The organism is Metamycoplasma neophronis (assembly GCF_006491995.1).
Taxonomy (GTDB): domain Bacteria; phylum Bacillota_I; class Bacilli_A; order Mycoplasmatales; family Metamycoplasmataceae; genus Metamycoplasma; species Metamycoplasma neophronis.
Map to the genome: position 1 here is coordinate 34494 of NZ_VHHP01000003.1, position 24335 is coordinate 58828.

16 protein-coding genes and 1 tRNA gene are annotated in these 24335 nt (G+C 27.5%); 1 reads left to right on the top strand and 16 read right to left on the bottom strand.

The window, feature by feature from the left end; translation table 4 throughout:
• Positions 1 to 76 precede the first annotated feature (76 nt).
• From rpsO to FJR74_RS07480, 4 genes are all read right to left on the bottom strand, one after another.
• Entirely contained in the window at positions 77 to 343 is a 267-nt protein-coding gene (rpsO, locus tag FJR74_RS01240) for a 30S ribosomal protein S15 (protein ID WP_140914738.1), read from the bottom strand.
• 96 nt (positions 344 to 439) lie between these two features.
• Complete coding sequence (locus FJR74_RS07475; protein WP_140914739.1) at positions 440 to 883, bottom strand: ASCH domain-containing protein; 444 nt, start codon at positions 881 to 883, stop codon at positions 440 to 442.
• 94 nt (positions 884 to 977) lie between these two features.
• Positions 978 to 1054, bottom strand: a tRNA-Ile gene (locus FJR74_RS01250).
• Positions 1055 to 1159: 105 nt separating this feature from the next.
• Positions 1160 to 4144: a transglutaminase-like domain-containing protein gene (locus FJR74_RS07480; protein WP_140914740.1), complete on the bottom strand. Its 2985-nt coding sequence runs from the start codon at positions 4142 to 4144 to the stop codon at positions 1160 to 1162.
• Between the two features lie 124 nt (positions 4145 to 4268).
• Here FJR74_RS07480 and FJR74_RS07485 point away from each other — a divergent pair, with 124 nt between their 5' ends.
• Positions 4269 to 6032, top strand: coding sequence for a hypothetical protein (locus tag FJR74_RS07485; protein ID WP_140914741.1), 1764 nt, complete (start codon positions 4269 to 4271; stop codon positions 6030 to 6032).
• 70 nt (positions 6033 to 6102) lie between these two features.
• Here FJR74_RS07485 and FJR74_RS07490 read toward each other — a convergent pair whose 3' ends face one another.
• The 12 genes from FJR74_RS07490 to FJR74_RS07520 all read right to left on the bottom strand — a co-directional run bounded on the left by FJR74_RS07490 (position 6103) and on the right by FJR74_RS07520 (position 24334).
• A complete protein-coding gene (locus tag FJR74_RS07490; protein WP_140914742.1) occupies positions 6103 to 8457 on the bottom strand; it encodes an MIP family Ig-specific serine endopeptidase in 2355 nt (784 codons plus the stop codon).
• 299 nt (positions 8458 to 8756) lie between these two features.
• Positions 8757 to 9800 carry an aminopeptidase P family protein gene (locus FJR74_RS01270; protein ID WP_140914743.1) on the bottom strand — a complete coding sequence of 348 codons (1044 nt, stop codon included), beginning with the start codon at positions 9798 to 9800 and terminating at the stop codon, positions 8757 to 8759.
• 37 nt (positions 9801 to 9837) lie between these two features.
• Positions 9838 to 9990 carry a 50S ribosomal protein L33 gene (rpmG, locus tag FJR74_RS01275; RefSeq protein ID WP_140914744.1) on the bottom strand — a complete coding sequence of 51 codons (153 nt, stop codon included), beginning with the start codon at positions 9988 to 9990 and terminating at the stop codon, positions 9838 to 9840.
• Between the two features lie 192 nt (positions 9991 to 10182).
• Positions 10183 to 13794 carry an MIP family Ig-specific serine endopeptidase gene (locus tag FJR74_RS07495; RefSeq protein ID WP_140914745.1) on the bottom strand — a complete coding sequence of 1204 codons (3612 nt, stop codon included), beginning with the start codon at positions 13792 to 13794 and terminating at the stop codon, positions 10183 to 10185.
• A gap of 14 nt (positions 13795 to 13808) precedes the next feature.
• Positions 13809 to 16094 (bottom strand): Ig-specific serine endopeptidase MIP, encoded by a 2286-nt coding sequence (gene mip / locus FJR74_RS07500; RefSeq protein WP_140914746.1) that lies wholly within the window; start codon positions 16092 to 16094, stop codon positions 13809 to 13811.
• Between the two features lie 4 nt (positions 16095 to 16098).
• The gene (locus FJR74_RS01290) at positions 16099 to 17463 is read right to left on the bottom strand and encodes an MSC_0618 family F1-like ATPase beta subunit (RefSeq protein ID WP_140914747.1); all 1365 of its coding nucleotides are present in this window, start codon (positions 17461 to 17463) and stop codon (positions 16099 to 16101) included.
• Entirely contained in the window at positions 17444 to 18994 is a 1551-nt protein-coding gene (locus FJR74_RS01295; RefSeq protein WP_140914748.1) for an MSC_0619 family F1-like ATPase alpha subunit, read from the bottom strand. The genes FJR74_RS01290 and FJR74_RS01295 overlap by 20 nt, the downstream gene beginning before the upstream one ends.
• Before the next feature lies 1 nt (position 18995).
• Positions 18996 to 21086, bottom strand: a complete 2091-nt coding sequence (locus FJR74_RS07505) for an MSC_0620 family F1-like ATPase-associated subunit (RefSeq protein ID WP_140914749.1) — start codon at positions 21084 to 21086, stop codon at positions 18996 to 18998.
• Entirely contained in the window at positions 21074 to 21544 is a 471-nt protein-coding gene (locus FJR74_RS07510; RefSeq protein ID WP_140914750.1) for an MSC_0621 family F1-like ATPase epsilon subunit, read from the bottom strand. The genes FJR74_RS07505 and FJR74_RS07510 overlap by 13 nt, the downstream gene beginning before the upstream one ends.
• The gene (locus FJR74_RS07515) at positions 21531 to 22451 is read right to left on the bottom strand and encodes an MSC_0622 family F1-like ATPase gamma subunit (protein WP_140914751.1); all 921 of its coding nucleotides are present in this window, start codon (positions 22449 to 22451) and stop codon (positions 21531 to 21533) included. Before FJR74_RS07515 ends, FJR74_RS07510 begins: the two co-directional genes overlap by 14 nt.
• On the bottom strand, positions 22441 to 22938 hold the full coding sequence (locus FJR74_RS01315; RefSeq protein WP_140914752.1) for an MSC_0623 family F1-like ATPase-associated protein: 498 nt from the start codon (positions 22936 to 22938) through the stop codon (positions 22441 to 22443). The genes FJR74_RS07515 and FJR74_RS01315 overlap by 11 nt, the downstream gene beginning before the upstream one ends.
• Entirely contained in the window at positions 22919 to 24334 is a 1416-nt protein-coding gene (locus FJR74_RS07520; RefSeq protein WP_140914753.1) for an MSC_0624 family F1-like ATPase-associated membrane protein, read from the bottom strand. The genes FJR74_RS01315 and FJR74_RS07520 overlap by 20 nt, the downstream gene beginning before the upstream one ends.
• Between the last annotated feature and the right edge of the window lies 1 nt (position 24335).

The window sequence follows — 24335 nt, forward strand, 5'->3', positions numbered from 1 at the left end:
TAATACGAAATTTTAGTAATTTTTTATGTGAATTTAAACTTTTTATAAAGAAAACCGGCAAAACCGGCTCAATATGTTATTTTCTAATATTTAATGATTTAATAGTTTCTAAGTATAAATTGTAGTTTTCATCTTTTAAGTGGTTTAATAGGGCCTTACGGTGGTTAACCTTAGCCATAAATCCACGCATTGAGTGTAAGTCTTTTTTGTTTGTAGCAAAGTGTTTTTTTAGACTTTCAATGTCTTCGGTTAAAATAGCAATTTGCACTGGTAAATAACCTGTGTCTTTTGCGTTTCTTCCAAATTTAACTACTAATTCAGCTTTTCTTTCTTTTGATACCATTTTTTTCCTTTCATAACCTAGCAATAATCTTAATTATCACCAAGGAATAAATATATGTTTGTTAAAACAAAAATATTATATCATAATATTCTAAAATTACAGCTTTATATCTTGATTAATTTTAACTACAGAAAATTCTTCACATATAACTGGAATTTTATTGCAATTTTCTTCTAATTTTAAATCGTTTTTTATAGAATGTTTTAGACTTAAATATCAATCTTCATAATTTAAATTTTTGGGATTATTTTTAGCAATAAAATCTTGCGGAATCGAGTCCAAAGTTGTGATCGAAACCCAATTAATTTTTAAAATAGCATAGACTCTTTTTTTAAAATCTTTTAATATTAAGTAATCATTAATTTGTGGAATATGGTGAGTTTTTTCATAAAACTTTTGATATACATTAATTCGCCCATGCAATTTAAATTTAAGAATTTCTCTAATTCTTTTTTGATTTAATTTTCAAACGAAATGATTAGAATATTTTTCAATATTATTTTCATCGCAATATAAATTTCATAATTCTGTTCCGGTCATACAATCTCTTTTCTTTTTAAATTTTAATATATAAAATTTTAAAAATAAATAAAAAAGATGCCGATTTGGCATCTATTTAGTCAATTACTTGAAATGGTGCGAACGAATGGACTCGAACCATCGACCTCACGATTATCAGTCGTGTGCTCTAACCAGCTGAGCTACGCTCGCAAATTGGTCTTAAGTATTATAGCATAGAAAAAATAATAGAAATAAAAAAAATAAAGTTTTTAATAAAAAATTATTATAAAAAAATGTTTTGGCAAGCCAAAACACTTAATTTACAATTTTTGCTTTTTCTATTAATTTTGCAAATAATTTTGTTGAAGATAATTTATTGATATCTTCTTTTTCTAATCCAAAAAAGAAGTTTGAATATAAATTATATATTTTATTTTTTAATACCATTGTTTTTTTAATGAAATAAATACCAGCATTATCACTATTGATTTTGCCTAGGTTAATTTCATTGTTTTCATAACTTAGTTCTTTAATTAATCCGGATTTATTAATGTGTATTAATTTCACATTTGACACACCATTTTGATTAATACCTAAATTAATATTCAATGTCACCGGTTCTTCATATCAATTTTGGGTATTTATATAATTACTAATTTGATAAGGTTGATAATTAATCGTTGCATATAATGAAATGTTGTCATTGTATTGATCAGTATCAGTATTAAATAAAAATGTTTTTTCTTCGATAAATTCTTTACTATCTTTGTTTAATTTATAACGTAATTTTATATATGTTAATGGAGCTGTAATGATTTTATTGTTTAGCCGCAAACTATCTCAAGGAATATTACTCATTACTGTTTGGAAATTTTTATTATCATCACTTGTCAATACATCAACGTAAAATATTGAATTTTTTGCAGTAGATAGTTGCGATAGATTTTCATAAAATAATTTTCCTAAACTATAACCATGCTTCTCAAAATTATAATTAGGTATATTAATAATTTCATCAGTAATTTTTGACTCTAAAATAAAAGCAATGTCAGTAGTTTTTTGTATTAAACCATCATAAATTTTATTAATTAATTGATTAACAAAATTTACATCAATGTAAGCTATATTTTTTATACTATAGTCAATCAATTTATTAAAATTATTTTTACTATTTATTAAAATATTGCCATTATTATTGACAGATAAATAACTGTTAATGTTTGCTTGTTTTAAATGTCAGTCATTAATATAATCTTGATTTAGATCCTCTTTTTTAACTGAAGTTTGATAAAATTTCATTTCAGTTTCTGACATTTCCAATTTATGATATTCCTTTTCATAATCAAAACTATAATAAATTCCATCAGTTTTAACTTCGAAGTTGGTAACATATTTTTTAGCCGAATTCGGAATATCAATTTTAATAAATTCAATTTGGTTATTTACTTTTTGCGTAATATAAAAGAATTTCACATAGTCTTTATTTTTGCTAACAATGTTATTACCAATGAATATCATTTTATTTTTATAGGAACCCAATAAATTATAGGCACGAGGTAAAGATGATGATGACATTGATAACATGATTTCATTAATATTGTCTTGACTATCAATTCATTCATATCAATCAACGTTTTCATAATTATGAGAAGCCATATCTTGGCGTATTAAATTTTTTGAAATTTCCTCTTTATCGTTTTTAAGAGTTTGAATGAAATATCACTTGCCATCAACATATTGAGCAGATGAACGTCTATCCATTAAAACGCCTTTATTTTTTTGCAAAATATAGTCATACATAAAACCGGTTTTAAAAGTATGATTTATCAAATTATTATTAGTTTTATCAAAACTAAAGAAGTTATCAGATACTAAATATTCTTTATTATCATTTTCCTCGTTAAAAAAATTAGTTCAAGGCAGATCAAAAAACTTTCTTCCGTGAAATTGAACATTAATTAATGGTTCTCGATAGTTTTTAGAAACAGGAGCTAAAAATTGAGTATAAGCAACATCATTATTTGCTGTATAAGCTAACTGATTTTTTTGGTATTTAATAATGTCAACATTTCTTGAATAAGTTGGATCTGATAAATATCACATTTTTTTATTTGAACCCGGTAACTGTAAATACAAATAAGCCACTTCATGTGTTTCATTATTCAGTGTAATGTCTTCATTACCTTGACCTGTGATCATTGGCATCGCCTTAATATTGACTAGGTTTAATAATAATGAGTATAAATGTGCAAAAGTAGCACAAACCCCTTTATAAACTTCAATTGCTTTTTCAGGCGCAATTAAAACATCACGTAAATTGTATTCTAAATAATACATCACGTATCTTCAAAGCACAAAAGCTTTATCATAATCATTCATGTTTGGTTTAATTAAGACAAAAGCATTGCTAAGGAAATCATTAAAACTATCTTTATGAGTTGAATTACCGATCCAGTCATAAGCAAATAATGGGCGATATATTTTAGCAACGAAAACTTTATCATTTTCAGTTTTTATATCAAAAGTCATGGCTACGTTTGATACTGAAAAATAAGGATAATATTTTCATGTTTCATAAAATCATTCGCTATATGCATCAGCCATTAAATTTGAATCTATTTTGCGATGTCCAAAATCGTATTCAATTGGCTTCGATGAACCAATAATCTTAGTTAACATTATTTTTAAATCTTCTTTAGTAATCAAATTATCTTCTTTAATAGCTAGCGGCACATTTCCTCATTTAGCTATATCAACATTGCCTTCATTTTTTAAAATATAATCTTCATTTAATACATTTTTTTCAGCTTGGGTTTTGTCTAAGTAGCTAAGCTCATCTGCACTAAAAGATAAATTTAAATTATTAAAAAAATTATTTAAATCATTTGTATCATCTATAGCCACGTTTGAATTTGTTTCATTTGATGGAGTGCTTTGGTTATTGCCGCTAATTTCATTTTCATTTTCATTTACATTTTGATCTTCGCTTGGTGTTTTATCAGTAATATTTGAATTATTTTCAATATCTGAATCATTATTTATATCCACATTAGTTTCATTTGATGGTTCTGGATTTGTATTGGTTGAGTTAGTTTCGTTTGTTGAATCATTGATAATAGGTGATTGATTATTATCATTGTTTTTGTCATCATCATTGCCATTTCCTTTATTTAGGTCATTTGCAAATGAATCATTTTCATTTTTATTTGTTTTGCTGCAGGCCAAACAAACTAATGGAGTAATTAAATTTATTCCAAACAATGATAACTTTAAAATTTTTTTTGTTTTATTTTTGTTCATAATGTTGCCTCAAATTTATTATTTTATAATAATACATTATTTTTAAAATATTTAATAATTACAATATGTTTTAAGATTTAAATATATTGTTTATAATGTTTGATATTAAAAAGATAGGAAAAATATGAATAAAAAACTAAAAACCTTTATTATTTCGTCATTATTAGCCATTCCAGGCTCTTCGCTATTAACTTTAGCTTGTTCATATCAAAGCAAAATAGACGAAACCAATGACCAACAAAATATTAATAGTAATAACAATCAAGGTTCAAATAATAACCAAGAAAATACTACTGAAAACATGACAAAGCCTAATAATCAAGATAATATGGAGTCAGATTCTAAAGTTGATGAAAATGAATTAGAAAATAGCTTTTTTGAAGGAGGAACTTTAAATGGTTTGACATCAAATAAATTTATTAATTTTGCTAAATTATATGATTTAAATGCAAATGCTTTAGCAAGTCAAAATTTAGAAAGATTGCAACCCAAAAATTGAGACGATATTGATCTTATAATCACTGGCATAGAAATTATTTCATTAAGTGATGAAAAAGGTTTAATTGCCATTAAAATTAACGGAAAATATAACAAAAAATCATTTGATAACCTAAATATTAATATTTCAGGATTTGCAAAACCCACTCAAGCAGAATCGGTTGAAATTACATTTAATAAAAACTATTTTATCGAAAATCGTATAATCAAATCCAAACTCGCATCATTAACTCAAGAAGAATTACTTAATGCCTTGTCTAATTTTAGTATATTTTCATACTCTAAAAATAATAAAAAATATGTAATTGAAATAAAAAATAATATCAATACTGATGATAATAATTTTGTCATTAAAAATTTAAGCTTATCAAATGATGGTATTTTAAATATTAATGTCTATCAAAAAGTTTTTGAAATAAATAACAATGTTAAGACATCTAAAGAAATTAGTTTCATTAATAAAAGCTTTTCTGTACTAAATCAAATCGAATATAGCAAACAAGATATTTTTAATTTCATTTTTGAGAATAATAAAATTATTCCAACCGATCTTACTTTTAACAAAGAGTTTTTAGCATCAGAATATGCTTCTTCTTGATATGCCAAATTTCTAAACCAGGGAACATTGGCAAATAATTTCTACCAAGTAGAGCCAGGCTTTGAAAACTGATTAGATTTTAATGAAACTAACCCAAATGCTAGAAAATCATTAATTTACTTCAGTACAAATAGTGTGTTGGCAAATGATTTAACCGGAACTTTGTTCATCAATCAATCGCTGACTTGGGAAGATGACTATAGTGAAATTGAAAAAAGCCATGGTAAAACTTATCAAGTAAATGGTTTTAATCAAATTAATGAAAGCGACCTTACTAAATGATTTAATTTAGTTATAAAAAATGAGCTAATTAATAAGATTGCAAAAAACTATATAGATGATCCGAAAATTAATAATTATAAAGAGGCAGCGCTTGAAAAATTATTAAGAAAAGCAGACAATAATTTTGTGTTCATAAAACCATATGACTTTAACAATATTAAAGTAAATCGCGAAGAAATATTGCTACATGAAAACAGAAGTTTTTATCTTGAATTTGGCTATCCCGAAGTTACAAATAATTCACACAATTTAATCGATAATTATGATTCACATACTGCTATGATTAAATTTAATAAAAATGAAAATAACGGTTTTTCAATATATGGCTTAAATGCTAATATTGCTTCAATAAACGTTGAATCTATTAATCAAGCAAATAATACAATTAATTTAAATCTTAATGCTACTCTGAATATCTTATTATTTAATTCAAACAATGAACAATTTAGCTGAAAAACATTTAATATACCGATTAATCACACAATAAGCTATCATTATGAAATTGACTAAAACGTAAATATTATTAAATTTACGTTTTTTTAATTATTAAAAAAATAAAAATCAAACATCTGTTTGACTTTTATTGTGATTTTTTATATAAAAGTGTTTCATAATCATTGCCGTATATCGCTTGTAATCTTTCACGATAAGAATGTATTTGATGTGGATATTTTTGTTTATCAGTGCCATCAATTAAATTATATTTATCCACTTTTAAACCATTTTCTCAAAAAGAAATTTCTTGGCTAAATGGAGCAATAAGTAGCGAGGCTAAACTCACATATTTATGATTACTATCAATTATCATTCCGCCATTAGTATTACCAAAAAATATGCCAAATGGTAAATTTTCTTCATTGACCACCATCGATCCACTCATTCCACCTTTACCGCGGCGTAATGCTAAATATTTTAATGCTATTCCGTAAAATAAAGATTTTTCATTTAAATTAAATGCTGTACCATGGTCGGCCACCCTTTTATTGTTATAAGTTTTATCAACAATTAGCACAGGTCGATTAAATTCATCTTCTTTAAAACCTAATTTTTCTTCTTGGCCTGGCGTTATATTTGTCAAAGTTTTAGGCGCCACTCCATTTAATAAAGAAAAACCAGCTAAATAAGCATTAATGTTATATGCATATTTATAATCCCCAAGATATTCATTCACCAAATCACTTAATTGATTAATTGACAAAACATTATCTGGTCGCTTATTGAAAGGGGATTCATATATAGGTTCAGGGGTAACTTTATTGAAAAAATTTCTACGAATCTCTGATAAATTGTAATATGGCAATGTTGCATAGGGAATAGTTTTGTTATTCATTAAATATTCATTTTGACCTTTTACAAATTTTTGATATGAATTATTCAAATTATTAATTGCACCCTTAATATGACGAACCATTAAAGCTCATTCGATATTTTTATTTTTTAATTCAATTTGCTTTGCTGATGCTGAATAATCACTTGGTAAGTTCAAATCTTCTAATGTTAATTGTTTAGATAAATCAACATCCCATTGAATAACAGCAAAGTCAGAATAATAATTATTGCCCTCATCGTTAATATGGCTATCCATAAAGTTTTGAGCCAAAAATAAAACTTTAGGAATTGCTTTGCCTTTTAACATGCGGTATGCGAAATCTTTATTAAACTTGTATTTGTTAGCCAAATTTTTAATTTCGTTACTTTGCGAATTTTTTAAGTCGAATGAAATTAAAAATTCATTTATTGGATTTGAATTAACACGTTTATTTTGATAATAAATTTCTTGGTCATCATCTCTGTATAAGTCTACTGCAACGTGGTAATTTGTTGCCAAAAATAGACTGTATTTATTTTCATCGGTTTTATGATAATCTAACAACCAAGCGGTTCCGCCTGTTCATGTACCATCTTTAAATGACCATCTTAATGAAAATGAACGCGATAATATATCATCGATATAGTCTTTATTATTTTTAAATTCAGTAGGTATATTAGGCTTTGATTCTTGATATTTTAAAACCGTAGGGTTATCGATATAATATTGTTTTACTTGATCTTCATTTAATTTAGGAAAAACATTAACTGTTTTGACTTTGCTAAATAAATCAGGATTTTCCTTATATTTTAATTGTATGGTGATTGCAAAATAACCAGTTTTTTCTTGACCTTTCATAATCAAATTTACATTTGATGGTATGGTAGATATCGATATATTATCAACTAGATTTTCCTTTAAATCATTATATGTAACATTTTCAGATTTTAATTCGACATTAATGTTATCAAGATTATTATTAAGCGAAAAAATAATTTTTTCATTACTTAAATTTTGATTACCTTCTGAATTAGCATTGCCTGGGTTTTCACCTTCTTCGCTATTTATATTATTATCATTATTACTTTCTTCATTAAAATTTTCGTTTTCGTTGTCAACTGGATTATTTGCTAAAGTAGTTAAATCATTTTTTATTTTGGAAATTAAATTATCTGAATCTATATATAAACTATTTCAAATAGTTAAATCAGGGGCAGTATCATGAAGCGCTTGATTAATTTGATATATCTTTGTTTGGATTTGATTCATATAGTTAGAAATTATCATTTCCTCATTTTGCGATATGAGAAATTGAAATTCTTTTAAAACTTGTTGTAATGTTTTTTTTATAGCTAAAGCTAAATCAATTTTTTGACTTAATTTTGAGATTTTATCAAGTAATGTTTGAATTAACTGCTTATTATTTTTATCTAGCATTAAATATTGATTTTTATAATCCTTAATTTCACTTACATAATATCCATTATCTTGCTTATTTTCCAAATTTATTATTTCTTTATTTAACTGACTATAAACAAGATCGGTATTTTCTTGTTCTTTTGTACAAGCAACGACTAACGCAGTCAAAGGCAACGGAATATATGCTAAAAAGTGTAATTTTTTCATAACAGAATTATATATTAATTAATTTTATGGGTTTTAAAAATTAAATTATAAAGATAAGTATATTATGTTTAATTTGTTTAGCGTATTACTTTTTTTAACTTTAAATTATTGATGCATTTCGATTTTATTTTATTATTCAATAATCTTTTAAAATGTTTTAAAAGCAAAATCATTAATCATTATAAATAAAGTTAGTTTTTGATTTTTAAATTATCCATTAATAGATACTTAAAAAAATATAAATAAAAAGCACATTGCTGTGCTTAAAATAATATTAATTTATCTACATTAATAAAGTTTTATTTGTAGTCCTCTGGACGACTTAATACCCTTGCTCCGTCTTTTGTAACAAGAATGGTATCTTCAATTCTTGCGCCCCCAAGACCTTCAACATATATACCAGGCTCAACGGTAATAATCATTCCTTCTTCAAGAATGACATCTCCCCTACCACGACCAACACCTGGAAGTTCATGAACATCAATTCCGACTCCATGACCAGTTGAGTGAGTAAAGAACTTACCATATCCTTTGCTTTCGATATAATCACGGCAAATCTTGTCAATTTCATTAGTTGCCATACCTGGTTTTACCGCTTCGCGTCCTAATTTTTGAGCTTCAGCTACAACATCTAAGATATTAACAAGTTCTGGTTCTTTTGGTTTACCAAAGAAAAATGTTCTAGTAATGTCACTTGCTCATCCTTCAAATTGGGCACCAAAATCACATTTAACAATATCCCCATCAACTAATTTACGGTTTGTTGGGTGGTGGTGTGGTTCAGCTGCATTGCTTCCAAACGCAATAATTGAATCAAATGATTCTTTTTCTGCACCAAATAAACGCATCAAGTAGCCTAACTTATTTGAAGCTTCAAGTTCAGTCATACCTTCAACTAAAACTTTTTTAAGTTCCTCGAAGGCTTGTAATGAAATTAAGCAAGCTTCTTGAACTTTAGCAACTTCTTCTTCATCTTTAATAATTCTGAATTTTTTAGCCGAAACTAAAACAAATTCAGATTTTGGTAACATTGATTTGATATATTCAAAAGTTTCCAAGTTTAGATAATCTTTTTCAACTCCAACTCTTTTATAATTCTTTTTAGCTAAAAAACTTGATAAAGAATCTTTTTGTAATAGATGAACTTCAACATTACGTGCATTTTTTGTTACGTATTCGATGTATCTTCCATCGACAAATAAATGAGCTTTGTCTTTTTCAATTACTAAATATCCATCAGTTGTTTGAACATTAGCATATCATAAACGAGTTTGAGGTGCTTCTGAAATAATCGCATCAAGTTTGTTTTCTTCAAAGATTTTATTTAATTCATTTTTTACCATACTAGTATTCTCCTTTGGCAATTACAAATATAATTAACTATTTCTTTTCTTTATGGTTTGTGTGAGCATTACATTTTGCACAGTATTTTGTTACTTCCATTTTGTCTGGATGTAATTTTTTGTTTTTCTTAGTAATGTAATTTTCCATTTTGCAGGCTTCACATCTTAAGGTTAATCCTTCTCTTGGCATGATATCCTCCTATAAAATTAGTTAAAAATTATTATACAATAATAATGTAATAATATTATTTTATATAAAAAAAACATTTTTTTACATAATTGGCTAAAAAGAGCACTTTCAGCATTTAATTTAATAATTTAAATTTATTTTTTGTGAGATTTACTATCTAAGCTTTAAATAAAAAAGCCAACCTAAGTTGACTTATTTTTTCACCCCATTAGGGAATAATGCGGTTTTTAAATTAGTATCACTATATATTTTGCTTAAGTTTTGACGATATGATGCTTTTTGATATTGATAATTTGTACCATCGATTAAATTGTAGCCATAAATAGTTTTATCACGACTAAAGTTTTGAATGTTTCCGGTTTGTAATAAAGGTGCCATGAACGCTTCACGCATTAAATCACCAAACTCAACGTTTGAAGCAACCCCATTATAAATACCAATTATTTCACCGAATTGATTATATACTACTGAACCTGATGCCCCATAGTATAATGAACTAAATTTAATCCGGTAATTAAATCCATAAAATGAAGCTAATGGACGACTTCAAACGTTTGTATAAATTGAAACATTGCCCGAATCTAATGGTGAATCAACATTATTAGTTGCATAGGCAAACGCTTTATTGTTAGGAGGTGATTGTAAATAGCTTGTTTTAGTACTATTTCTTTCAGTCGGGTTATTTTCCATTCAGATCGCACCAATTTGAGAGTTGCCCGGATATCCACCAATATAAACATTTTGTGCATTAGCCAATCCAAATGCAAATGCTGGATTATCGTTGTCAATATTTTTACCTTTTGATAAATAATCTAATGACATCATGTAGTTATCATTTTCTTTACTTAAGTTAGGCATTTCTTCAGTAGTTTTAACACGATTAATATATGTATCTACTGCGCCAATTGCTTCAGTAAATCATGTTCTTAAATCACTATCAGCTTGGTCCAGATCGACATCCATTTCAATTACACCAAAGTCAGTATAGAACGGGATTTTTCCATTAGTTTTTTCATAGTTTTTTACTGCACTATAAATACTATTATTTGTTTTAAATTCTTCTCATCTGCTTTGAATGATTTGGCTTCACTGTGAAGTCGCTTCATCATTCATATAATCCACAGCCGCAAACACAATTTGAGGATTCGTGAATGCATTAGTTTTTAACATATTGCTTTGGTTAGCTGGTTTTAAATCTAAGATTTTATCTTGGTTAGTGTAATATTTCATAACACCGGAGTTTGTGTTAATGTGTTCATTTCAACTCTTGTTAGGAATTGAACCAAATGTACTTGGCATTGAAGATTTTCCAATTGTAAATCCAGTTAAGATATCGCCAGAAGGATCTTCATAATTCAATTCTTTTTGCAATACTTTGTTTTGCATAGAGTTAGAAAAGTGTGCTAAAACGTGCATGTTTGTAGCAAAGAATAATTTATATTTATTGCCTTCTTGTTTTGCGTAGTCAAGCAATCACATTGTTCCACGTTCGTTATTATATACAACAACCGGATTAGGACTATTGATTGAATCACCTTCAATGAATGAATATGAAATCGTGAAAGTTCTTTTTCAGATTTCTTTATATATTTCGTCTGCATTCAATGTTTGGTAACGATTTACATAGCTTGGGTATTCATTATCGGCAATATTGTACATTGGGAAGTTAGGAAATGGATTGTCATTGCCGGTATGTGATCCGGCATTATTATTATCGCTTCCGCTAGTATTGCCATTATCGTTTGAATTTGTATTATCACCCGAATTATTGTGTTCATCACCATTTTGATTATTATTCGTATCTTGTCCCGGAAAATCTTTTAAAGGATCGTTTTCATTAGGTTGAATTAAAGGCTTAAATTTTTGAGTTTTATCAATGTTTTTCAACAATTCTAAATCTTGTTCAGACAACGGAGTTCCCAATTTTTTCAAATCAGAAAAGTAATTTAAGATCTTATTTTTATTTTCATTAATTCTTCTAATTAAAACATTGTATGAACTAATAGTTTGCTCTTCTTTAGCGATAATTTTACTTACATTATTTGCAATATTTAAATAGCTTTTATTAGCCGCTAAATATTCTTCTTCATTAGTTCTTTTTTCTTGATTTAACTGTTCTAATTGTGCTTGTAATTTCTGAATCTCTGTGGACTTATCAGCTTTAGATGCTGCTGCTTTTTCGTTCTCTAATTCTGTAAGTTCAGCATTAATTTGTTCTAAATTAGACTGAGTTGTTTGCAATGTACTTTGTTTTGATTGTAAAGTACTTTCAGTTGTTGTCTTTTCATCTGAAAGATTTCTTTTTTGCAATGCAAGTGTATTAGAATAACTAATTTTGGTGTTAACTTGTAACTCTAAAGCCTCAATGATTTTGTTATTAGATGATTTCTTTTCTAGCTGAGACAATTCATCTTTTTTCAATCCGATCTCTTGATTAATATTTTCTATTCTTTTGGCTATAGCTGCATCCGTTTCGCCCAATGCATCAAGCAGTTGTTGATTTTTTTCGTTTAGTTTATTTTTCTCAGATAATAATGTGTCATTATCTTCAGATAATTTATTTTTAATTGCTCGATCAAAATCTTTAATAACGGTAATATTTTTAGAAAATGTTTCTTCATTATTCGCTTCTAAAGCTACTGCTTTTAAGGCTGCTAAAAGATTTTCATTGGTTACTTCATATTGCTTTTTGAATTTTAGAAGTGCTTCCATTAACTCGTTGTTATTTCTTATTTGTAAAACTAAATTTCTATCTATTTTCAATGTATCAGGAGATAAATTATTTAATAAAATTCTGAAAAATGTATTTACATCTTTATTGTATTTCGGAATTCCGGCATCAAATGCTTCACCGGTTGTATTGTTATTGATTATGAAAATTAAATTCGATAATAAAAACTTCTTAAATAGAGCAGCAATTTCCGGGTACGAACTTTGATATGGAGCAATGAATTTCTTGATTAAGTTTTCAAGGTTATTAACTTGTATTAAAAATTCATTATTTTTTGTTTGAATGTTGTTTAAAAGTTCGATATGAGCTTCAGTACTTTTAATATTTTCTTTAATTTTAGCAATTTGGCTTTGTAATGCTTTTTGGTTTGTGTTTGAAGTGTTTAGTGTGCTTTGCAATTTATTTTTTTGAGATTCTAAGGAAGCAATCTCTGATTTTAGGTTATTAATTAATTCTTGATTTTGTGTATCAGAAACTTCATTATTTGATTTTAAAGTATTGATTTTAGCTTTTAATTCGCTTACTTCTCTTGATATTGTGCTAATTTGATTATCAATACTTTCAATTGCTTTTTGTTTTGCGTCTATTGTGGCTTGTAAAGCTTGAATATCTTTTTGCAATAAATTGATTGTGTTTTGAACTTGCGTCTTATCTTGAGTTTTTTGATTAATTTTCAAATCAATATTACTAATTGAATCGCTTTTGTCTTCTTGCAATAACTTATCGATTTGAGCTGAAATTGGCCCTCTTTTTTTATCAATTTCATTTCTAAAATCTAAAAGTGGTTGCAATTTTGCTTGAGCTGATTCTAGCTCGGCTTTTGCAGTTTTGGCATTTGCTTTTTCAGTATCAATATTTGCCAAAATTGGGTTTAATTTATTCATATCATTTTCAAGTAAAACTCTAACATTTAGAATTTCACTTTGAATTTTTTTGATGATCGCTTCTTGTTCGCTTTCTTTAATGTTATTAGCATTATCATTTAAAACTTTATAACAAGAAATAGCGCTTAATGCTATTAGCGGAGCGCTTAATGATAGAAGTGAATAAATTAAACGTTTTTTCTTTTGCATATTGTTCCTCTTAATTAATTATTCGTGCTCGAAACAAATTTATATTGTTCAGGAATATTATTAATATCACTGAATAAATAAGTTTGATATGAAGAATCATTTACATATCTAGCCAATGCTTGACGATAAGAGTCTCTTTGATCAACTCCGCCTCCGTAAATCAAGTCATATTGAGCTAATTTATATTTTCCATAAAAATCATTATAACTATTTCCGCTTGACCTTAAGGCTTGTACAATTGAAACTAAAGAGTTGCCCAATTGGTCTCCTGATGCATAGTTAATACCAATGATATTATTATTGATATCTCTTACCGAAGAACCAGATGCTCCGGTTAACGGTTGTCATGATGCCAAATTGTAACCAAGTCCATAGTTAATGTATTCCCCCAATTGATATGATGAATCATTAACGTCTTTAAAATTGCCTAAATCAAAACCAGTTTTATTATTGATTATTGGAGCGGTTATCATAATATCGGTTAATCCTGGTTTATTAACCATATTTTGCATAGCATATGAACGAGTAAGTGTATTACCCAATTCAGCAACACCTCTATTTTTTGCATTAGATTTGTTAGTTCATAACGAGGTTGTGTATTTTAGATTTTCTCTATCGATATCGTTCAGTGATCCTTCTTGGATATTATAATCTGTTGAAGCAACAGGAAAACCAACGGCAATATAATTTAAGTTTGATTGTGAAGTTTGAATTGGTTTGCCATTGTAATTAATTGACACTTTTTCTTTAATTAAATCAAAGTATTTTTCATTTAAATCAAAATTTGCTGGTTTACCTTTATCAGCTTCATTTCAGTTTGCAAAATCTGATGTAATTGCTTTGGCTAATGCTTCACGTGTTGTGAATTCTTCATCATTATAACGAGTTTCCCCATTAAGTGTATAAGTTCCTTTGCTATTTGCTGTTTGTTTAGAAAAGTCAATTTCTAAAACCGCAAAGTCTGCCATTTCTTCTAGATTATGAAAATCATTATTACCTAAATATTGACTAGGTGATTGATTTAAGAAGTTTGTTGCAGCATAAACAATATTAACTTGTGAAGGTTCTAAATTAACATGATTTACATATGGAGAACGATTTGTTACTTGAAGTTCAGTATTTAGTGGGGTTTCAGTATTGAAATGATATAAAGATATTGATTTAGTTTCGCCCATAAAACTATTTTCTAATGCTTTATATTTAGCATTAGCTGCTGAATATTCTTTTAAAATTTCCTGTAACTCAGCATTTAATTCATTGTAACGCTCTGTTTGACCCTTATTTCTTTCCTCTTCTTTGATTTCATTTTGCTTAGCAAAATATTTAGCTTCTAATGATTTAACTTGTTTATAGGCTGCTTTTAATTCATTTGCTTCTTCTTGAACTCTTGGTTCATTTTTATATTGTTGATGTGAAGCTGCGTCAAATTGTTTTTTTAATGACAAGGCGACGTGTAAGTTGGTTGCTAAATATCATTTTGTTGGATAAGTTTGATTTGGTTCTAATTTATAATCTAAAATTCATGCGGTTCCAAAATATATTCTTCCGTTAACAGTGCCCGAGTTTTCTTGTGTTAATAAATCATTACTATTGTTAATAATAATTGAGTAACTTTGTAAAACTGCATTTTTATATTTGTCATTAGCTAAAAAACGAGGCTTTCCGCGGTCCATTGGAGCGGCATCTGCAGCATCTGGAGCCAATTTGATTGACTGACCCAATGGATTAAGAATAAGGTTGTTATCTTTATCTACTAATGAAAAGTTTTTAATTAATGAATCGGCTAAATAAGCCATTTTATCAGCAGCAGCTTTTTCATTGAAATTAGCTGGAACTTTGGCCAAAATTTTATTATAAATATCTTTGAAATCTAGACCTGTGTAAGTAGAAATAATGCCTAAAACTCTTGCCAAATATTTTGGTTCATTTAGTTTGTATTTTTTAATAATTTCAGCATCATCTGCATTTGTTGGGTATGTATAGTCTGTATCAATTTTTAATTCTTTTAATAAATTTAAACCTTGTAAATAAGTTTCTGAGGGGCTATCTGAATGATTTTGGTTTCCGGGATTAGAAGAATTATTATTACCATCATTGTTATTTGAAGAATTATTTGAATCGCTTTCGCTTGAAGAAGAATTATTTTGATTTGAATTGGGTTTATCTGATGTATCTGGTTTTGAAGGATTTTGGTTATTAGTATCAGATTGAGGAGCGTTTGTTTTACACGATGAAACAATCGCAGGAACTGTTAGTAATGATAATAAAGGAAGTGCTGCTAAGATGCTTTTCTTTTTCATTTAATTAATCTCCTATTTTAATATCATCAACAGTTGAAATGTATAGGAATTTAGCAGGGTTAACATCAATAAATTCACCCGATAAAATTCTTTCGATTGATTCAATAGTTTTTTCCAACGGAACATAAACACCTTTATGGTGAGTGAAGTGTTCGGTTGTGTGGAAATATTGAGAGAAAAAGTTTTGTAATTGTAGGGCTTTTTTAACAGTTTGTTTTGATTCTTGGTCAAGTTCATCAATACCCAAAATTAATAAAACATCTTCAAGTTCTTTATATCTTTGTAAAACTTTTTTAGCTGATAAGATTGCATCATAATGTCTTTTGCCAATGATTTTAGGATCAACGATTGCCGAAGTTGATTCAAGCGGGTCACACGCAGGGTAAATATTTTTAGCAGTAACTTCACGAGATAAAACTAGCGAACCATTTAAGTGATTGAATACTGCGATAGCAGAAGGGTCAGATAAATCATCCATTGGTAAAAATACAGTTTGAAAACTAGTAATTGCTCCGTTTTCATTTGTAAATAAACGGTTTTCAACTTGCGAAATATCAGTATTTAATGTTGCTTGATAGCCACCGAATGAAGGTTTTTTATCAAGCGAAGCCGAAACTTCATTATTAGCTTGTAAGAATCTGAAAATGTTATCAATGAATAACAAAACATTTTCTTTATTTTGATCACGTAAATACTCAGCAGCAGTAATTCCGACTGGTACGATGTGCATTCTTGAACCTGCGCTTTCGTTCATTTTCGAAATAAACATGATTGAGTTTTGCATTAAATTAGATTCTTTTAGATCGTTATATAATTCAACTCCTTCACGTGAACGTTCACCGGCTCCGATAAATAGTGAAGAAGTTCTTTCTTGTGTTTTTGATAAATTGAAAATAATTTCTTTCATTAAAACGGTTTTACCAACTCCGGCACCACCGAAAATACCGATTTTAGAACCTTTCAGAATAGGAACAAAGAAATCGATTACTTTGATACCGGTTTCCATTAATTCAGGTTTAAATTTATAGTCATTATTTTCGATAATGGTTTCATTCATTTCAACATAATCGAATTTTGTTTTGGTTTCATTTAATGCTTTACCTTTAACATCGAAAATATGGTTTTTAGTTTTATTGCCAACTGGCACCATAAATGACTTTTTAGTGTTAATAATATTTTCATTAATTTGCATTGCATCATTAGAATCAATAATGATGGCATAAACGATATTTTCATTAATAATTTTTTTAACAATTAAAGTTGAGCTTTCATCTTCAGTTGTTAAGATTGTGTTAATTTTAGGTGCTTCTTCATTGCTAAAAGTAACTTCGACAACATCTGATCAAATTTTAGTTATTTTGGCTGCCATTATTATCTCCTTTAATGATTTGTTTTGAAATATTTTGAATTAAATTGCTATCTGATATAACAAATGTTTGTTTTGCTTCAATATCTCAATTTAAATGATTTAATTCCGAAAATGTTTTGAACATAAAAGCAAAGTAATCTCTGATTAGTGTTTCATCAGCTTCAGAACTGGTGATTAATTTTTCAAAGCTACTTTTAGCAACTGAATCTGCTTTAATTAAGTGTTCAATAAATTGAATTGCTAAGGCAATGTTATCAATACCTTTTAAAATGTTTCAAGCAATTAATTTTGCAGTTAAATACATTGAGGCTTCACTATAGATTGAAATCCCTTTTTGAATAAATAGATTTTCAACTAATTGTCCATTAATAATTAATGCGTTTGTTTCGTCGTTTAAATCATATTTTAATGAAGCTAATTTAATGTGACGTTTGTATAGATGATAAATTTTTCCAATTTCAGCAGCAACTTTAGCGATGTAAGGTTTTTGCACATTGCCACCTATTCTACTTACTGATAAATCAATATCGATAGCTGGTAATTTACCCGAGGCAAATAATTCTGAGTTAGTTACAATTTGACCATCGGTAATTGAAATAACATTAGATGCGATTAAAGATGTAATATCGTTTTCAGTTGTTTGTAAAATTGGTAAGGCACTAATTGATTTTTTGCCTTTAAATTTACCGCTTCTTTCCAATAGTCTTGAATGAGCAAAGAACATGTCGCCAGGAAACGCTTCTTTACCAACTGGTTTATTAGTTAATAAGGCAATTTCACGATATATATTAGCATGGTTTGTTAAACTATCGAATACGATTAAAACGTCTTCTTTTTCGCAAATATTTTCAGCATGTGCCATAGCGATATATGGCGCTAAATATTGGTCATATGGATTGCTTGATGATGCATCAATAATCATGGTGTAATCTAGTGCATTATTTTCTTTTAAAAGATTGTAAATTAAAGCTACCTGTTCTTGGGATTGACCAATTGCCACATAAATACATTTAACGTTTTGATTACGTTGATTGATAATAGTGTTTAATGCTATATGAGTTTTACCGGTTTTTCTATCACCGATAATTAATTGTCTTTGACCTCTACCAATTGGGATTAATAAATCAATTGAGAAATATCCTGTATTTAATTGGGTGGTTAAAGATTCATAATCAAGTAATTTATTTGGTGTGTTGAATGCTTTATTGCTTCCATCATATTTGTTTTTGAACACTTTGTTTTCGCCGAAAATGTAATTTCCGTCGATATCAATAATGTCTCCAAACATTTCTTTGTATGTAACAACACTTGATTCTTCTTTTGAAGCAGAGACTGCATCACCAACTGAAAGGTTTTCAATTTTTCCTTTAGCTAAGCAATATGCTTTATCTTCTGATGCTGAAATGACAATCATTTTAGCAATAATTTCTGATTTTTGTTTCACAGCAAAAACTTGATTTGCTGCATAGTTGTATTTTCCTTTTAATTCGATAACATAATCGAATATTGAATTTATCTTAGGTGTTTGCATTTTATACTCCTCCAATTCCTAAAGCAATAAATGTTGCCGATAAAGCAATCAATATACATAAAGCAATTGCTAATGTGATAATTAAAATTATTTTTTTCTTTTTAGATTTGTTTTTCATTAGCGAGGTAACAGTTAGACCCAAAATTGCCAAAATAGTTAATACGCTAAAGAATATTCCTAATGAAACATTTACAGTTTTATATGTTGCGTTACGCTTGTATTCTTTGATAGTTAATAGATTTTTGTATGCTTCTTTGAACTGAGAAGCTATCTCTTTATCAGTTTCAGGGTTAATAATTTGGTCTAAGCTAAGTGTGCCAAGGGCATTAAATGACTTAGTGATTTCGGTTAATATTGTTGTGTAAACTAAATAATCACCATAAATATTGAAACCATTTTTTTCTGAAAAACCTTTTAAAGCTAAAATGTTATTTTTTAAAACATTCAAGCCGTTTTCGAAATTAGCTATGTCTAAATCAAACTTTTTAAAGTTAGCATAAATTACTTTTGAACGAACAACTTCATTAATGGATTTTTTAAAATCACTATATGTGCTTTGATAATTAATTGGTAAGTAGCTAAAAAATGTATAACTAATTGTATTCAATAATGTAATTTCTAAATTCTTCAAACTTCCTAAAAATAAATTATTTAGGGCTTTTGCAAATTCGCTGTTTTCTTCAACGACTGGTTTTTTATTAATGCCAGCATAGCTTGATTCGAATTTATTATTAATTTCTTGTAATTGGCTTTGGAAATCACTTTGGTAATATAAATTAATTACGCCGTGAATCATGTTATAAACAGTCAATGACATTTGTTTATTTGGCAATAAGAGGAAATTCATTTTATCACCAATACCGGTAGCTAGATAAAATCTATGCATAAGCGAATTAATATAAGTAATTTGTGCTTCTTGGACTAAGGTTTTTTGTAATGAGGTATTTTTTAAAACTTCAATTTTATATTCACGTGATGATGATAAATTAAGTTGATCTTGAATTTTAATGTTTGCCATTAATTTATCATTATTCATTTCTAAACCAGTAACCGAATATTGGAAACGTGTATTAATTGGGTTATTGAATAAAAACATTAATTGTAAATTATTTTTATTATTGGCCAATTGAATTAAATCGTTATTTGAACTATTGTAATATTCAAATTTAACATAAGGATTTAAATTTAAAACATTTTGGATATCACTATTATCTTTAACTGGGTCAATCGGTGGTTGGTCAGGAATAATTGGCGGAACAGTTGGTTTTTGTTTGATATCTTCTTGACTTTGTTCGGCATTAGTGTCTAAATCATATTTTAAAAATCTAGGTTTGATGTGTGAACGAATATATTCATTTCATGTACCATATCCATTCGGTAATTTGATTTCAATACCTTTATGTGCTTCGTCAAACAATATTTTTGTCAATGGGCGATTATTGTCATCATTTGCATTCAATGTCGGAATATCAGCATCATTGATAAAAATATCATTAAATGAAGTATCTAAACCTGAAAAATAATCTTCAGTTTTTTTCTTTAGCGTATCTAAATCATCAGTATTAACATAAGGTTTGCCTTCATCACTTAGCTTTTTAAGTCCCAATATGTCATCATACGATGTGCCAATTTCTGTGCCAAAAATAATATTGCTAAATTCTTCTTCGCCGTAAGTGAAATTGCCTTTATTTAGATTTTGATTTTCTGAAATTACCCGTGGATAAATTATTTCGAAACCATATTTAGATGGATCTTCTTTAATTGCGTCTTTATTTTTTTCAAGATAATCAGCAATTTTTTGTAAATAAACCGCTCTAACAATGTCTTCTTTACCGTTTGAACTTACTTCATCAGATGAATTAATTAAATCATTAGCTTGGTCACGTAATGAATTAACATTATTATCAATTAATTCGCCAATTTGTTCTTTGATTTGTTCATTAATAATATCTTTGAAAGTGCTAAAATTTTCCGCTACTTTAGGAGTACTATTATCTTTTTCGTTTGTATTAGCCGATACAACGATGGCGGGCAATGTGCTGATTGGCAAACTTAGTGAAGAAAGCAATAGTAATTTATTTATCTTTTTCATATTTCTTCATCCTTTATTAATGCGAAATTTTCAATGGCTTCTAATTTAAATAATTCTTTTGTAATATCACTAATGTAAAACTCGGCTAATTTATTGATATTTAATTCTAATTCGGCTTTTCTTAATTTAAGTTCTTGTTTCAAAACTTTGATTTTTTGTGAATTTTCTTTTAATAATTCAACTTGGCTTTCATCAGATTTATAAAAAACTAATTCATCATTATATTTAATTGAAATTGTGTCATTTTGGTAATCAATAAAAACGTTGTCTAATAACAAATATCTAACTTGTTTATTCGGAAAAGTTACTTTGAAAAATGACTTAATAAAACTTGCTACAGAATTAACATTAATAACTAATCAATTATCTTTTAGCTCATTATTTATCTCAAATTTTTCAATTTCAAATTCATTTTTAAGAAAGTTTTGAGATGTTAATTTTAAATTAATTTTTTTCATTCTTGCTCTTTTCGTATAGTAAGTCTTTTTTCTTAGATAATAAAGAAATTTGTTCTACTTCGATTTCTCTTTTTGCACGCAATTCTTTTAAATGTAATTGTCGTTGTTTCTTTTCTAAATCATTGATTTTTTGATTTTCATCGACTAGTTTATACTTTTGATAAATCAAAGATGATTCAGATAATAAAGTCAATGTCATATAAGTTAAATATGAATTTATTTCTGAATTGATAAAGCTAATGATGTCTGGATAGATTGTCAATTTATTTAAATCGATTTCGTTTTCAAGTGTTTCATAGTGACCTTGTAAATCAAAATTTAGCTTTTTCATTGGCAATATTTCCAAATAGTCTTGTTTTAATTTAGAAGAGTTAATGATAAATCTAACATTGAAAAATCCGTAAGCTTTTAAATAATTTAAAATAAAATCAGGCAATACTTTAGTTAATTTATCAATGTCATTTTCCTGCTCTGAGTAAATCACATTATAGTTTTTATTTTTACAGAAATTAATTGCCCGTTTTCCAATAGCAATGAACACATCATTTTTACGGTAATTTTTTTCAATGTTTAATTCATGTTTTAAATATGAGTTAGTATCGTATTTTTCTTCTTCAGTGATATAAACCCAGATGCTAGCTGGCAGAAGCTTTTGCGAAAGCTTTCTTAGTCACTTGCTTTTTTCATATCAATGAGTTTTTTCGTGATTTAAAATTGGCAAATCAATTTGGTGGCGTTCACTTAGTTTTTTAATAATATTGCGTGAACGCTCGGTTCTTTCATAATAAAAGGCAATTCTTTTAGTTAATTTCAAAATATTAATTAAAGTAATGTTTTTCTTTGATTCGATAATTTTTAAAATGTTATCGAGACTTTTATTTTTTTCTTTGATTGTTTTAATTTGCATTTGTTCACTCTTTTGCAAAAAATACTTTAATTAAATTATTTTCATCTTTTCAAATAATTAATCCCTTAAATATTTCGACATAGTATTGTAAATTTAATAATTTAACAACAAAATCATTGTATTGTTTCAATACTGTATTATCAGAATTTATCAAAGAGTATGTCACCAAATGATCATTTGGCTTTTGATGAATTGTTGGCACTAATTTATCTAAACTAAAGCGTGCATCTCTATCAAAACTTAAAATACCAAAATCAAATTCGATTTCATTTCCTTCACTAAGCGCATTATTAAATAAAGTTAATAATTTTTGATAGCCTTCGCTTTCGAACGAAATGTTTTCAACTAATAAAAATTGGTTTTCAAGCGATTGCTTGTTAATGAATTTATCAGATGATTTTGCTTTTTCATAGTTGCCATAAACTAATTTATCATAAGCATTTTCTTCATTGGTAATTTGATTGTTTTTATTTTGTTTTGTTTTCATAAATTACTCCCTTATTTGAATTTTTATAAACGATATAAGCTGAATATATTCATCTTAAAGATTGACATATGATATTTAGTAAAATAGCTATTGATGCAAAAATGATAAATAAGTCATAAATGTGAATATATAAAGGAATTGAATTTATAGCAGCATTACCATTGTAAACTAATAAGTCATTTGTAGTGTTTAATCCTATTGCAAATGAAAGCATAATTAATACAACTGCCATAGTAAATGTATTAGCTTTATATGCGCGGTTTAGAAATTTATTAACTATTACTAAAATAATAATTGCCGTTGTGATATTGATCATCATAATGTGATCTACAAATGTTTGTTGGTTAACTATTTTAACAACGATAGCAATCATAAACATTACTAACATTATGGCTAAATAAACAAATGCTTTAACATTAGCTGCTAAGTTTTTGTATTTTTTATTTAGATTGATTAAACCATAACCAACAATTAATAGTAAATATACGATTGCAACAACAATATAAATGTAATGATTTACTTTGTTTTTAACAAACTCTCCATCATATAAATTAATTTTTGAAATAGCGCTAAATGATCAGATTAATAAAAATACTAAATTAATAAAACTGAAAATAAAGGCATTTTTTAAAACTTCTTTACGGTATACAGAAGCCGCATATCCGCCGAATAATGCCATGATGTAAAATAGAAACATTAATGTGGCAGTGGCAACTAATAAAACAGTGTAAGCCATACCAAGTTTATTACCTGCGCTAAACAAGTTTTTTAGTTCGTTAAAATATAGGTTATTTGCGAATATATCATCAATTGAAGCGGCTGATGCTAAAAGTTGTTTTAGTACAACCAATCCGACAATAATTAGCATTCAAAGAAAGATTAAACTTATTCCGATAAAACGATATTGTTTAGCATAAGTTGGATTGGTTTTCTTGAACTGAGAGTATTTAATAATTCACAATAATGTGTTTAATAACATCAATATTACAAAACCAAATGTTTTCAATAAAATGTTATCGCTTGCGCTGTCTAGGCTAATCTTGTTTGTGTATAAGATCGCCAACAATATAATTGAAATAGCTTCGTATGCTAATATCAATATTACATTGCCGGCTTTAGATTGCATCGGATTAGATAATAACCGATAAGCAAAGTAAAATGACAGCACAATCGGTACTACTAAAATTAAATAATTATATGCAACAACGAAAGTTCTTGCTCTATGAATTAAACTATCATTATCAAACAAATGGCGCAATCCTAAAAAGTCATTTGACCCGAAAAAACTGCCAAATGGAATAATAGCCATTAAAACGACTATTGCCATTAAAATAAAGTTAGCAATTTTTCAACGTGATAATGTGTTCTTAAAATAATGTTTTTTCTGATTAATCATA